Here is a 13,205-nt window from a genome sequence, read left to right on the forward strand (position 1 = left end):
TGTACCACGGCCGAACGGGCCGCCGTTATCGCGAGAAAGGGCCGCACGGTGACCTGGACCATCGAGGAGCGGAGCTGGGACGACCTGGCGGGCGCCGCGCTGCGCAAGGCGCAGCGGGTCGAGCTCGACGAGCGCTACGGAGACGCCGCCAACGAGCCCGGCATCATCCCCACGGCCGGCGACATCGACCTGTTCCTGGTGGCGGTCACCCCCGACGGCGAGGCGATCGGCTGCGGCGCCCTGCGCCGGCTGGACCGGACAACCGCCGAGGTGAAGCGCATGTACGTAGCGCCGGCCAGCCGAGGAACGGGCGTGGCCACCGCCATCCTGCGCACGCTGGAGACGCACGCCCGAGCCCAGGGCTGGACCACCTTGCGCCTGGAAACCGGCAACGGCCAGCCCGACGCCATGCGCTTCTACGAACGAGAGGGCTACCACCAAATCCCGGTGTTCGGCGCCTACACCGGCTCGGACATCTCCGTCTGCTACGAACGGTCTCTGGGCAGCCGCTCCTCGTAGTCGCAGGCCGCGACCGCTGAGAGCCCGCGTCGCCGAAGCTCGTTCAGGATTGCGGAGACCACGCCGACGCGACGATTCAGGTCGGCCTGCCGGGCGAAGTAGACCTCGACGACGTGGTCGAAGAACAGGAAGCCATGCCCTGCGCCGGCGTCCTCGTTCTCGCCCACAAAGATCTCGGTATCGCCGCCGGCGGCCACCGGGTTGATCCACGCGTCGAGCTGATCCCGGCCGCCGGCGCCGCTCACAAAGATCTTGCAGTCCAGTTCGGAGAGATCGACCTCGTCGGTCACCGCGGGAAGTGGTCGCGCACCGCGGGGATCGGGGTGCCGGCCAACGCGGCGGGGAGCGCGAGACCGTCGGCGTAGAAGGCCGGGTCGGGCATCGCCTGCAGGACGCCCTCGAAGTTCAGGGAGTCGCCGTACTCAAGGTCGCTGACGAGCACGTTCTGGCCGTCGGATCCGTACTCGAAGAGCATGCCGCTCTCGTCCGGCGACTCGTCCCAGTCCTTGGTGATCACCCGCAGGTCGCCGGCGGCGTCGTACTCCAGGGTCATCAGCTCCGAGCCGGCCGGATCGACGAGGTGGGTGATGAAACCCAGCGAGCTTCCGTCGGCGGCGAACCGGGCGAGGAACGTCCACCGGAAGCCTTCCGGCGCACTCTCGGTGCGGACCGCCGCGAACTCTACTCCGGGATAATCGCGAGCATGCTCGGCGATAATTGATTCGAGTCCACCGGCGTAATAACGAACCTGCTTCAGCTCGCCCTTGCGGTAATGCTCTTTACGAACCAATTCTCCGGCGGCGTCGAAAACACCCCGCGCAAACGATTCGTCCGCGCGCGCCTCCGCCTCCGAAACTTCCTCCTCGGCGGATTCTCCATAACGGAAGAATTTGCTCTGCAAGCCGCTCATTGCCGATCCATATCGAGGTCCAAATCCGGGTACATGATCATAACACTCGACGCCTTCATAACGGACAGATCGAGCCCGGGCAGCCCGTAACGGGCCGCCAGCTCGTGCGTGGCCTGGGCAAACGTCTGAGTTACGCCGGCCGGACGATTTGCCAGGAACTTCGGCACGAATCCCTTGGCGAGACACCGGTTCAAATCCTTGCCCATTTTTTTGTTCGCTCCGGCGCTCGCCCGGCTATCGATACCGTCCCGGCACTCCTCACCATAGGCATCGAACTGAGCGTCCGGCACGACGATCGCCACGTCGACATCGCCGGCATTGGGCGTCCGGAGCGACGATCCCTGCACCACAACGCGGCCGCTCGGCAACCCGTACGCCTCCTGCAGGTCTTGAACCTCGCTGGTAAATGCCTCGAACTGCGCACGGCTGGTGAAGTGATAGGGATAGCCCCGGGGCCGCACCTCGTTCGTCCAGTTGTCCATCTGCTGCTTGACCTGCTCGGTCGTGAGCGCTTCCTTGGCGGGCCGGCCCTTCGCCACGTTCTCCGGCTTCTCGATGGATCCCACCGAGATGAAGCCTTCGGACTGCTTCTCGCTCAGGCCCAACTCGCTGCCGTACTGCTTCATCTCCGCCTGCTGCGCCTCGGAGTAGACCTTGTCGGGCTCCGGCACGGCACCCGCCGGGTCGGCGGCGATGAACGGGCCGTCGCCGGTGGTCAGCGGGCGAGGGCGGGCCTGACCGTCGACCGTCAGCGCGTCCATTCGGACCACGTCCGACGGGACGTCCAAGCCGGTGTTCGTGCGCAGCGGGGAGTTCTCGGTCACCGCGCGGGTCTGCGGGTCGAGGTAGAGGATCGTGCCGTTCTGGTTGACCGCGGCGATCTCGTGCGTGCGGCCGGCCTGGTCCTGGGTGGTGATGAACGCGAACGAACCGTGGCCGAGGCTGAGCAGGTGGCGGTGGATGCGGCCCTCCGCGAGCCGGATCTCGGCGCGCGCGTGGTTCGGGTCGAGTGAGCTCACGTCGGTGAGGCCCTCGAAGCGGCCGCCGGTGGTGTTCTCGATGCGGGCCGAGACTCCGCGCTCGGCGCCGATCGGGCGGCTCGGGTCGCCGTTGTGGTAGCCGTCGAACGTTCGCGGTGCCGACACCCGCGGCCGGGCGTGCATGTAGGTGTCGAACAGCGAGAGCACCGAGTCGCCGCAGTTGATCGAGCGGGTCGGGTCGGCCTCCGGGCCGCCGTCGTTCATCAGGCCGAACCAGCGGCCGCGCCGCGGATCGGCGTTGCGCACCACGTTGCCGTCCTCGTCGCGCGGCATCGCGCGTTCCAGGTCGGTCTGGTGGATCCGCAGCGGCGGACGAAGACCGCCGCGCGTGTTGTAGCGGCGGGTGGTGTCGATCGAGCGCGGGCCGTCGTCACCGGTCAGGCTCGACCGGTCGTCGGTCTCCACCGGACCGACCGCGAGATCGCTGCCGCCGTCGGTCTCGTTGACCACTTCCCAGTCGTTGCCGGTGAGCTCGACGTCGCCGATGTCGGCGCCGTTCTCCACCTCGATGGCCCGGTCGAGCAGCCCTTCCGCATCGTGCTCCGTGCGCTTGCGGTCGGCCGTGAGCTGGTCAGCGGTCACGTAGTCGTGGCTATCGTCGGCACCCCGGGCGGCACGACCCAGCTCGATCGCCTGCTCGAACCGGACCTCGGACTGCTTGCGCAGATCCCGGCCCATCCCCTGCCGGTGCGACTCGTCGAAGTCCAGCCGGGCGCGCTGGGTCGCGAACTGGTAGTTCTCCTTCTGCCGCTGCTCCTCGGCCGCCCGCGGGTCCACCGTCGGGGCCGGCTCCGGCGACGGCGTCACCGTCGTGTCGGTGGCCAGCGCGGTCGTGATGTCGCCGGTCTTGCGCGGCGCCGGATCGAGCACCGACAGCGGGTCATTCTTGGGATCAAGGGCCGACAGCGGATCAGAGCTTCGCTGCTTCGGCGCCGGCTCCGGCGACGGCGACGGCGAGCTCTGCGTTTCTTCCGTACGCGGTGAGCTGTCCACCTGCGGCGACGGCGTCACATCCGGCACCGAGGGCGTCCGAACGGTCGGATCCCCCGACTCAACCGTCGGTTCCGGCTGCGGCATATGCGTGTCGACCGAAGGCGACGGCTGAGTGTGTGGCGTGACCGGCGGCGCGGACTGCTGCGTGGTGACCGGCGGCGCGGACTGCTGCGTCGTCACCGGCGGTGCAGGAGGAGCCGACTGCTGCTGCGTCGTGATCGGCGGCGGCGTGGGCGTCGTCTGCTGCGTGATCGGCGGCGCAGGCTGCTGCGTGGTGATCGGTGGCGGAGGCGGCAGCGTCTGCTGCTGCGTCGTGATCGGTGGCGGAGCAGGCAGTGTCTGGTTCTGTTGCTGTTGCTGGATTGCCTGCTGCTGGAGCTGGGCCTGCTGCTGTTGGTAGGCCAGCGGCGGCGCCGGCAGCGTCTTCTGGTTGCTGTAGGGCGACAGCTGCGTGTTCGGGACGGCCATCGGATTGCCCTGGCCGTCGACCATCAGGGCGTGCAGCCCGACCGCGTTGCCGCCGAACGAGGTGCCGGTGTGGCCGTAGAGCGTCCGGTGGCCGGGGCCGCCCTGCCAGTTCGTCGCGTCCTGGTGCTCGCCGGTCTGCGGGTCGATGAAGAGCAGGGTGCCGTGGTGGTTGACGGCATTCCAGGCGTGCGCGCTTCCGCTCTGCCACTCGGTGACGATGACCGCGGTGGAACCGTGGCCGCCCTGCAGGAGCGTGCGGGCCACCGCCTCGAAACCGCGATCGATCTCGACCTTGACCGCGGCCGGGGTCTTGGTCGGGTCGTTCGGCGTGACGTGGGTGAAGGCGCTGCCGGTCGCCTCCTCGGCCCGGTACGTGCCGCGGGCCTCGCCCGGCTGCGCGTCGGACTCGCCGAACGTGTACTTGTCCACCGTGCGGGGCGCGGAGACGGTCGGCCGGCCGTGCAGATAGGTCTCCAGGAACGACAGCGAGCAGTCGAGGCAGTTGTAGCCGCGGGTGGGGTCCGCGATCGGCCCGCCGTCGTTGAGCAGCTTCAGCAGCGGGCCGCGAGGGTCCGGCGTGCGCACCGGCACCCCGTTCTGATCACGGGGCACCACCCGCTCCAGGTCCTGCTGGTGCATCGCCAGCGGACGGCGCAGACCACCGAATTCGCCGTACTTCCGGAGGGTCCGTGAGCTCGGCCGTCCGCCGGGCAGTTTCGACTGGTCGTTGTCGTGGACCGGGCCGTCCGCGAGGTGTCCGCGGTCCTTGTTCGCCTTGTCGAAGTCGGCCGGCGTGGTGAACGGATCATTGGGGTCGCCGAGGTCGAGCGTCACCCGGTGCAGGGCGTCGTCGACCTGGTCGCGGAGTTGCCGAGCGTCCTGGCCCTTCTGCCGGTAGTGGGCTTCCAGGCTCCGGTAGTGGGCCGCACTGGCGAAGTCGAGCGTGAGCCTCGACTTCCACATCTCGCGCCGGGCCGCCGACTGCTGCTGCCGGTAGGCGTCGATCACGGTGTCGTGCCGGCCGCGCTCCCGGGCGAAGATCCGGTCGAGGACGGGCTGCTTGTTCTGCGCCTGGTGATCGAAGTAGGCCTGCTCGTACCGAGCCTGGTCGGGCGTCCGCGACGTCAGGTTCGGATTGGCGTGCCCGGCCGCCCCCACCAGCGGATCGTTCTTGCCGGAGTCCGGATGCGACCGATCCCCGGGTGTCGACGACGGCGGCGTGTCCCGCCGATCCGGCGACGGGGAGGAGTCCGGCGCGGTGGAATTCGGCGCGGTGGAATTCGGGGCGGTGGAATTCGGCGCGGTGGAATTCGGCGCGGTGGAATTCGGGCGTCCCGAATCGGCTGGGTTCGGCGACGACTTCGAGGGCGAGGACGTGTCCGGCGTGGTGGTGCCGGTCGAGGCCAGCGGCGTGTCCGTGCGCGGCCGACTCGCATCGGGCCCGGCGGTGGTCGGAGTGCTGGTGTTCGGCCCCGGATTGGTCGGCCCAGGGCTGTTCGGAGTCGGATTGCTGGTGACGTTCGGCCCCGTACCACCAGGGCTGTTGATGTTGGGGCTGTTGATGTTGGGGCTTGTCGTGCTCGGGCTCGTGACGTTCGGGCCTGACGTGTTCACGCCGCCGGTCGAGCTGATGGTCGGGCCGCCGGAGCGCGCACCGCCGGTGTCCAGGCTCTGCGGCGAGGTGACGCTCGACGACGGGTTGCTGCTCGGCGAGAGGTTCACCGACGGGCTGGTGCCGGTCGGGCCGCTCGTCGACGGGCCGACGTTGAGACTCGACGGACTTGTCGCCGGGCTGCTCCCGGTGAGCGACACGGTCGAACTCGGCGCGCCCCCGGTGGGCGCGGCAGCGGGAGACGCGGTGACGTTGGGACCGCCGGTGTTCCCGGCAAAGCCCACCGGCGCATTCGTCGGCGTGCTCGCCGTGGTGGAGACCGGCGCGGAGGCCGATGCCGAGGCGGTCGCGTGCGACCCGGCCGGCGCGGCGGCGTCGACCGCCGGCGCCGACGACGCCAGCGAGGCACCACTGGAGACGGACGAGCCGGCATCCACCGACGGACTCGCCGCCGAAGACGCGTAGACCGTGCCGGACGACGGCGAGGACGTGGCCGGGTGACCGGCGGACGCCGAAGCGGGTGCCGCCGCCGTCGCGGTGTCGGCGTGATGGCTGACCACCGGCGACGCGGTCGACGCGACGGGCGAGGCCGCGGTCGTCACCGACCCGTCCGACCCACCGGACGACAGGATCGAGGGCGACGCGCCTCCCGACGAACCACCCGAAGATCCAGGCTGGACCGGGCTGCCACCCGAGGAGAAATCGCCGACCGCGGAGCTCACATCCGTACCGGAAGAAGTTGCGGAGGGGGACGACGAAGCCGACGGCAAGTCGCTCAGCGAAAGGTCACCGGCGCCGACGAGGCTGGCATTCATGCCCTTGAAATCGTGATGCGTGTTGCCGATCGCCGTGCCGGAAACGCCGGACGTCGCGGATTTGGCGAGGCTCTCAAAATCGGACAGGTTGCCGGTGGCCGCGGACCCGCCCAGATCGCCGAGGACCTCGGAGGCGGCGCCGCGGAAGAGGCCGTGCTTGCCGCCCGCACCGATGCTGCCGCCGTGCGCCGCGAACCCGCCGGCCGCGCCGGCCCCGGTGGCGAGACCGAGATCCGCGAGATCGCCCCAGTCGAGCTTGTTCCGGCCGTTCGCCGTCTGGTAAGCCTGGATGCCGAGGTTGGTGAGGAACTCCTCCTTGGCCTCGTCCTTGGCCTCGTGCAGCCCCTTCTTGGCGAGCTGCTTGAGGCCTTTCTTGGTGAGCAGATCCTTGGCGACGCGCTTGCCCATGTCCTTGAGGCCCTGCTTGATGGCCTTCTTGGCGAGCTGCGCGATCAGCTTCTTGAAGATCTGCTGGATCGCCATCCGGGTCGCGGCGATCAGGCCGCCGGCGGCCGGTGAGGCGGCACCGAGGGTGAGGGCGACGGTGACCGCCATGCCGATCAGCTCGATGACGAAGATGCCGAGCTCGATCCAGGCTTCCAGCTTGGCGCTCTCGATGTCCTGGCCGCACTCCTCGACCATCTTGCCCATTTGATAGGCGAAGTCGACGAGGGCGTTGAGCGGCGCCTCGTTGCCGTTGGCGACCTTCATCCAGGCGGCGATGAAGGCGTCGATCGTGGTGCCGCTGCCGCCGTAGGCGTCGATGATCCGCTCGGCCGCCTCGGCGGCGTCCTCGCGCGGCACGGCCATCGCGTCGACCAGGTCGTACCACTGGTCGGCGATGTCCCAGGTGACCTTCTCGTTGCCCTCCGGCCAGTCGAAGCCGACCACCCATTCGAGGGCGTCGTAGGCCCAGCCGGGCAGGTCCCAGGGCGAATAGTCGAGCGGATGCGGAATCGGGCTCGGCAGCACGGCCATGGCGTCAGGCCTTGTACGACTTGATGACGGTCTCCGACGAGCGGGCGTCGGCGCTCATGTTGTCCTCGACCGACTTCTGCGCGGCGTCACCGAGCGCCTCGACGTAGCCCGCGATCTGGCCGAAGGCCTCGGTGAACTGCTGAAGCAGCGGACCGTAGTTCTTCTGGAAGGCGGCGCCGATGTCGTCGGTGCCCCAGGGCTGCCCCTGGCTCGCCGCGGCGATGCTCGCGACCGTGCTGCTGTCCAGGCTGACCATCTGCGAGCCGGCCAGCGAAAGGTCACGGCCGGCGTCGCTGGCGCGCTGGGGTTCGAGATAGAGCTCACCGGTCATCGTCGTCGCCCGCCTCTCGCATGATCCGGTCCTGCCGGGAGAGCAGCGACCCGAAGTTGCCGTCGCGCAGGAATCGGGACGCGCCGGAGTCGGCCGGCAGGAACTCGCCGACCAGCTCCTGCACCTGGTCGGTGGTCTTCGCGACGGCCTTCTCGACGGTGCGCAGGATGGTGCGGGCCAGCTCGTCGGGGTCGTGGCGGCGATAGACGTCGGGGTCGAATTTGAGGTCGATCAACTGGCCGCGCGGGCCGACCGTGGCCCGCACCATGCCGTCCGGCGATTCGGCCGTCACGGCCATCCTGGCCAGGCGTTCCTGCATGTCGTCGAGCCCGGAGCGCAGGCGCTCGTACTGCGACACCACGTCATCGAAACGGGCCCGCAGTGCGTGGTTGGCGTCGCGATCGGACTGTCTGGTCACGCTGGTCTCCCCCGAGGACTGGCGATTTGACTCGAAAACTTACCAGCCACGGGCAACTCCGAGGGCGCCCGACAATAGACGTTGTCCGATAGTTCTAAGCTCATCGTCATGGGGGAAGCCGGATGATCACGCTGGACGAGGCGGAATTCATCGCGGAGGGCTGGGCGCACAAACAGTCGATCCGGCGGGGTTACATCTGCACGCCGCACGTCGATGAGCTGGCTCTCGGCTACGCGGTGACGATGCTGCTGCCGACCGAGGTGCGCACCGAGCCGGGCGAGGACATCACCACCGTGATCGACCGGGACACCGGCCGGCTCTCGCACTGGCCGCCCGCGTCCACCGCCGAGCTCGACGAGCGCTACCGCGAGCGACGCGACGCCGCCATCGGCCGGCACCAGACCTCCGACCCGGTCGCCGAGCTGATGCGCGAGGCGTTCCGCCGGGTCAGCCCCTCGGTCGCCGCGCACATCACGCTGGGCGACCGGTTGTTCCGGGCCCGCGGCGCCAAGGGCGACCAGGAGTTGCAGCACCATCCGCTGGTCGCGCAGGCCCTGGCGGCGATCCCGGCGGCGAGTGCGATCCGGGGCGCCGAGCGGCACGCCGAGCTGCTGGTCGTGTCCGATGTGCTCTACGAGGCCGACAAGGCCCGCGGCGTTCCGCTCACCGTCGACGAGGCGCGCAACCTGCTCCAGCAGGGTCAGTTCGAGACGTTCCACATCCGGGAGAGCGGCGATCCGCTCGGCGGCGAGCCGGCCCGGTTGTGCATCACCTGCGAAACCGTGCTGGTCGGCCTCGCCGTCGTGTCGCCGACGCCCCGGGCCGAGCGCCGGCTGACGTCCGGCACCGACCCGGAGCCCGGCCGTTTCCCCGCCGAGGTCGCGTGGGAGCTGGCCGACCGCGGGTGGGAACCGGAGTCGCGGGAGCACCGGGCCAAGATCGGCGCGCTGGCGATGGCGTGGGTCCTGGCCATGCCGGGCGCCGAGTTCGAGCTGGAGTTGTTCCCCGCGGCCGAGGCCGCGATCACCGAGTTCTACGGCGTCATCCCGAACCGGAGCTGCCCGGGTGTCGCCACCCGGGTCCGGACCTTCGACATCGGCCTGGGCGGGTTCCGGCACCTGGCCGACGCACTGTACGAGTTGGGCATCCTCGTCGGGGCCCGGCTGTTCCCGTTCGGCATCGAGGGGCACGACGAGGCGGTCCTCGCGATCGACGAGCGCGGCCGCGTCTTCGCCCTCGACCAGGGCGGCGAGTGGTTCATCGGCGAGACCGTCGAGCAGGCGTTCACCGCGCTGCTGATGGGTCACCCGGCCGCCCGGCTGCACAACGACGGCACCTGGAGGGTCCAGCAATGATCACTCGTGTGGACGCCGACGCGAGTGCCGCGGCCTGGGCCCGGGCCGAGTCGCTGGCCCGTGGCGCGGAATACCGCGCCACGGTGGTGGAGTTCGAGCTGGGCTTCATCGTCACCACCACGCCGGTCCGGCGCACGTCCTCGCCCGACGAGATCGGCGCCGGCTCGTCCGTCATCGACCGGGCCACCGGCCGCGTGTCGACGTGGCCGAGTTGGCCGTCCGACACGCTGGAGCGGGTCTACGGCGAGCAGCGGGCCGCGGTCGTCGACCCGCCCCGGACCGCCGACCCCGAGGTGCAGCTGCGCCGCGAGGCCCGGCGGCGGGTGGCACCGGGCGTCGCCGCCCACGCCACCGTCGAGGGCCGCGTCCACATCGCGCGCGGCGCCAAGGGCGACCAGAAGCTCAACCACCACCGGCTGGTCCTGGAGCGCCTGGCCGAGCAGACCCCGCAGCAGACCGTCCGCGGCTGCGAGCGGCACGCCGAGATGATCGTCTGCTCGGACGTGCTGCACGAGGCGGATCGCAAGCGGGCCCTGGACGGCCGGACCCCGCTGACCCTCGACGAGGCGCGCGAGCTGCTCGGGGCGGCCCAGTTCGAGACGTTCCAGATCCGCGAGGCGGGCGACCCGCTCGGCGGCCGGCCGAACGACCCGTGCGAGACCTGCGTCTACGTCCTCACCCAGCTCAGGCTTCTGCCCTGGGACGCGGTCGCCGCGCTGCACGACAACCCGGTGACACCGACGCCCAGCCCCGACCCGGAGCGGTTCTCCGACGTGGTGGCCTCGGAGCTGCGCCGCGGCGGCTGGAAGGCGGACGTCGCGCCCGCCTTCGCCGTCTCCCTGGCCGAGTTCGAGACGGAAAACGTGGTCAAGGTCCACGGTAGGGAGCACCGCCACCAGGCGTTCCCGGCCATGATCGAGGCCCTGGCCCAGACCGCCGGCACGGTGGTCATCCACCGCCACGCGCCGGGCCTGGAGCAGCGCTCCCGGGTCGTCTACATCGGCCCGGCGTTCGCCCAGCACAGCGCGGACGTGCTGCACGACTTCGGCCAGGTCATCGGCGCCCGCCTGTTCCCGATCGGCAGCATCAACAACGAGTCGATCCTGGCGATCGACGAGCGCGGCCGCATCTTCGACCTCGACCAGGCCGGCGAGTGGTTCATCGCCGACTCGTTCGGCGAGGCCCTGGAAACCCTGGTCGTCGGCTACCGCACCTACCGCGTCACCGACGACGGCACATGGGGCCCGGGCGAGGACTGACCCGGAAGGTCATCGCAGCAGGCCGATGCCACCGTCATCGAATGCTACGGTCCCGGCATGACTGCGGTGCCCGAGTGGATGCGGCCACCGCGCCCTGAGGGCTGGTACGCCGATGACCTCGACAAGCTCGCCGAAGCACCGCGCCACACCGAATTGATCGACGGCGCGCTCGTCTTCCGACTGTCACCCCAGCGGGTGTGGCACACCCGGATGGTCACCGCGCTGGTGAAGTCCTTGATGGACCAGGCACCGGCAGGCGTCGAAGTCGACCGGGAAATTACGATCCGGCTCGACCGATGGAATCGCCCGGAGCCCGATCTCCTGGCCACGACCGCGCCGTACGATCCGTCCCGCACCTTCTTCACGCCTGACGAGACTCTTCTGACCGTGGAGGTGGTCTCGCCGGAATCGGCCCACCGTGACCGCAGCGTCAAGCTACGAAAGTACGCGGAGGCCGGCATCGCGAACCACTGGCGCGTCGAGGACGAGGACGGATCACCGGTGGTCCATGCCTACGAACTCGACGGACCGACTCGGGCATACGTGCCGACCGGAATCCACCGGCACGAGCTGCGCACCACGACGCCGTTCGCGATCAATCTCGATCTGGAGGGGCTGGTGCCCGGCCGCAAGAGCTGAGCCGGTCCCTGGTTACAACCCGACGACTCGGACCCGTTGGCCGCACAGCTTTGTCATGTCGTCGACGTCGGATGTCAGCACCACCACCGGCCCCGGCAGCCGCAGTGCCACTTCGGCGACCATGGCGTCGATGGCGTACTTGTGCCCATGCAGATTTGCCTCCCGCAGGAGAGCGGCACTGCGGCGGGCAGTTTCCTTTGTCACCGGCTCCACCCGAATCCGGGACAAAAGCCAGTTCAGCCGCGCGATGTCCACGCCGCCGTACGAAACCTCAATGATCGTGGCGGCCGATATGGCGAGATCGGCCCCGTCCCGCTCTGCCTGCTCCAGGAGCCGCATCATCTTGCGGTCCCGGTCGATCCACGAAGAGAGGCCCTGCGAATCGAGCACCAGCGATTCGATGCTCACGCCGCGCGCTCGATCCCCTCGGTCCCGTGCAGAAGAGCCTGAGCCTCGACCATCTCCTGATCGGTGAACGCGCCGAACTCACCTTGATAGTGGTCAAGCTCGTCCCGCAGAAGCCGGCGGCGCTCGGCACGTTCGGCCAACTCGGTCAGATAACCGGAGACGTTGTCGGTGTGCGCCCGCATGCTTTCCAGAAGCTCGACCGGCAGCGTGATGGTGACCTTCCGCGTCTTCGCCATACCGCGACCATACCACGGTGTTACCGCGCTCCTGGGCCCCGATACGGCCCTGGAACTAGACGTTGAAGCGGAATTCCACGACGTCGCCGTCCTTCATGATGTAGTCCTTGCCCTCCATGCGGACCTTGCCGGCCGCCTTTGCGGCGGACATCGAACCCGCCGCCATCAGGTCGTCGTAGCTGACAATCTCGGCCTTGATGAAGCCGCGCTGGAAGTCGCTGTGGATGACGCCGGCGGCCTCGGGGGCGGTCGCGCCGACCGGGACCACCCAGGCGCGGGCCTCCTTCGGGCCGGCCGTCAGGTAGGTCTGCAGGCCCAGCGTGTCGAAGCCGACCCGGATCAGCCGGTTGAGACCCGGCTCGGCCTGGCCGGTGGACTGCAGCAGCTCCAGGGCGTCGGCCTCGTCCAGCTCGATCAGCTCGGACTCGATCTTCGCGTCCATGAAGACGGCCTCGGCCGGGGCGACCAGGGCGCGGAGCTCGTCGAGGAACGCCTCGTTGCCGAGCTCGGCCTCGTCGACGTTGAAGACGTACAGGAACGGCTTGGTGGTGAGCAGGTGCAGCTCGGCCAGCAGGTCGAGGTCGATGCCGGCCGAGGCGGCGCCCTGGTAGAGGGTGACGCCGTCGTTGAGCAGCTTGAACGCGGCCTCGGCGGAGGCCACCGTGGCCGCCTTTTCCTTCTTGAGCTTCGCTTCCTTCTGCAGGCGCGGCAGCGCCTTCTCGACCGTCTGCAGGTCGGCGAGGATCAGCTCGGTGTTGATCGTCTCGATGTCGTCGGCCGGCGAGACCTTGCCGTCGACGTGCAGCACGTTCGGGTCGGAGAACGCGCGCACCACCTGGCAGATCGCGGACGCGTCGCGGATGTTCGCGAGGAACGCGTTGCCGCGGCCCTGGCCCTTCGACGCGCCCCGGACCAGGCCGGCGATGTCGACGAAGCTCACCGGCGCGGGGAGGATCTTCTCGCTGCCGAACAGCTCGGCGAGCTTTCCCAGGCGGTCGTCGGGCAGCCCGACCACGCCGACGTTGGGCTCGATCGTCGCGAACGGGTAGTTCGCGGCGAGCACGTCGTTCTTGGTCAGGGCATTGAACAGGGTGCTCTTGCCGACGTTCGGCAGGCCGACGATTCCGATGGTAAGGCTCACGGAAGCCCAGTTTACGCACCCGCCGACGACGGCCGGCCCGGCGACGGTCATGTCCGAATTCCGCCAGCCGATCGGCCCCTCGG

12 protein-coding genes are annotated in these 13,205 nt (G+C 69.5%); 4 read left to right on the forward strand and 8 right to left on the reverse strand.

Translation table 11 applies throughout. From position 1 onward, the window contains the following. Positions 1-48 precede the first annotated feature (48 nt). Positions 49-519, forward strand: coding sequence for a GNAT family N-acetyltransferase (locus Adu01nite_RS03860; protein ID WP_203724851.1), 471 nt, complete (start codon positions 49-51; stop codon positions 517-519). Here Adu01nite_RS03860 and Adu01nite_RS03865 read toward each other — a convergent pair. Genes Adu01nite_RS03865 through Adu01nite_RS03885 form a run of 5 tightly spaced genes read right to left on the reverse strand, consistent with a single transcriptional unit; the run spans position 486 to position 8,084 of the window. Further along, a complete protein-coding gene (locus Adu01nite_RS03865) occupies positions 486-809 on the reverse strand; it encodes a hypothetical protein (protein ID WP_203724853.1) in 324 nt (107 codons plus the stop codon). The genes Adu01nite_RS03860 and Adu01nite_RS03865 overlap by 34 nt on opposite strands. Continuing rightward, positions 806-1,429: a hypothetical protein gene (locus tag Adu01nite_RS03870; RefSeq protein ID WP_203724854.1), complete on the reverse strand. Its 624-nt coding sequence runs from the start codon at positions 1,427-1,429 to the stop codon at positions 806-808. Before Adu01nite_RS03870 ends, Adu01nite_RS03865 begins: the two co-directional genes overlap by 4 nt. Continuing rightward, positions 1,426-7,335 carry a toxin glutamine deamidase domain-containing protein gene (locus Adu01nite_RS03875; RefSeq protein ID WP_203724856.1) on the reverse strand — a complete coding sequence of 1,970 codons (5,910 nt, stop codon included), beginning with the start codon at positions 7,333-7,335 and terminating at the stop codon, positions 1,426-1,428. The genes Adu01nite_RS03870 and Adu01nite_RS03875 overlap by 4 nt, the downstream gene beginning before the upstream one ends. Before the next feature lie 4 nt (positions 7,336-7,339). Further along, positions 7,340-7,666, reverse strand: coding sequence for a hypothetical protein (locus Adu01nite_RS03880; RefSeq protein ID WP_203724858.1), 327 nt, complete (start codon positions 7,664-7,666; stop codon positions 7,340-7,342). After that, positions 7,656-8,084, reverse strand: coding sequence for a YbaB/EbfC family nucleoid-associated protein (locus Adu01nite_RS03885; RefSeq protein WP_203724860.1), 429 nt, complete (start codon positions 8,082-8,084; stop codon positions 7,656-7,658). The genes Adu01nite_RS03880 and Adu01nite_RS03885 overlap by 11 nt, the downstream gene beginning before the upstream one ends. Positions 8,085-8,206: 122 nt before the next feature. Between Adu01nite_RS03885 and Adu01nite_RS03890 the strand changes: the two genes are divergently transcribed. The 3 genes from Adu01nite_RS03890 to Adu01nite_RS03900 are packed head-to-tail and all read left to right on the forward strand — an operon-like array spanning position 8,207 to position 11,337. Further along, entirely contained in the window at positions 8,207-9,439 is a 1,233-nt protein-coding gene (locus tag Adu01nite_RS03890) for an SUKH-3 domain-containing protein (protein WP_203724861.1), read from the forward strand. After that, positions 9,436-10,698 (forward strand): SUKH-3 domain-containing protein, encoded by a 1,263-nt coding sequence (locus tag Adu01nite_RS03895; protein WP_203724863.1) that lies wholly within the window; start codon positions 9,436-9,438, stop codon positions 10,696-10,698. Before Adu01nite_RS03890 ends, Adu01nite_RS03895 begins: the two co-directional genes overlap by 4 nt. 57 nt (positions 10,699-10,755) lie before the next feature. Continuing rightward, positions 10,756-11,337 carry a Uma2 family endonuclease gene (locus Adu01nite_RS03900; protein ID WP_203724864.1) on the forward strand — a complete coding sequence of 194 codons (582 nt, stop codon included), beginning with the start codon at positions 10,756-10,758 and terminating at the stop codon, positions 11,335-11,337. 12 nt (positions 11,338-11,349) lie between these two features. On the opposite strand, the gene Adu01nite_RS03905 is transcribed toward Adu01nite_RS03900, so the two are convergent. Genes Adu01nite_RS03905 through ychF form a run of 3 tightly spaced genes read right to left on the reverse strand, consistent with a single transcriptional unit; the run spans position 11,350 to position 13,122 of the window. Next, positions 11,350-11,745, reverse strand: a complete 396-nt coding sequence (locus Adu01nite_RS03905; RefSeq protein ID WP_203724866.1) for a PIN domain-containing protein — start codon at positions 11,743-11,745, stop codon at positions 11,350-11,352. Further along, on the reverse strand, positions 11,742-11,981 hold the full coding sequence (locus Adu01nite_RS03910; RefSeq protein WP_203724868.1) for a hypothetical protein: 240 nt from the start codon (positions 11,979-11,981) through the stop codon (positions 11,742-11,744). The genes Adu01nite_RS03905 and Adu01nite_RS03910 overlap by 4 nt, the downstream gene beginning before the upstream one ends. A gap of 55 nt (positions 11,982-12,036) precedes the next feature. Then, on the reverse strand, positions 12,037-13,122 hold the full coding sequence (ychF, locus tag Adu01nite_RS03915) for a redox-regulated ATPase YchF (protein ID WP_203724870.1): 1,086 nt from the start codon (positions 13,120-13,122) through the stop codon (positions 12,037-12,039). Positions 13,123-13,205 lie beyond the last annotated feature (83 nt).

The organism is Paractinoplanes durhamensis, from assembly GCF_016862175.1.
Classification (GTDB): Bacteria; Actinomycetota; Actinomycetes; order Mycobacteriales; family Micromonosporaceae; genus Actinoplanes; species Actinoplanes durhamensis.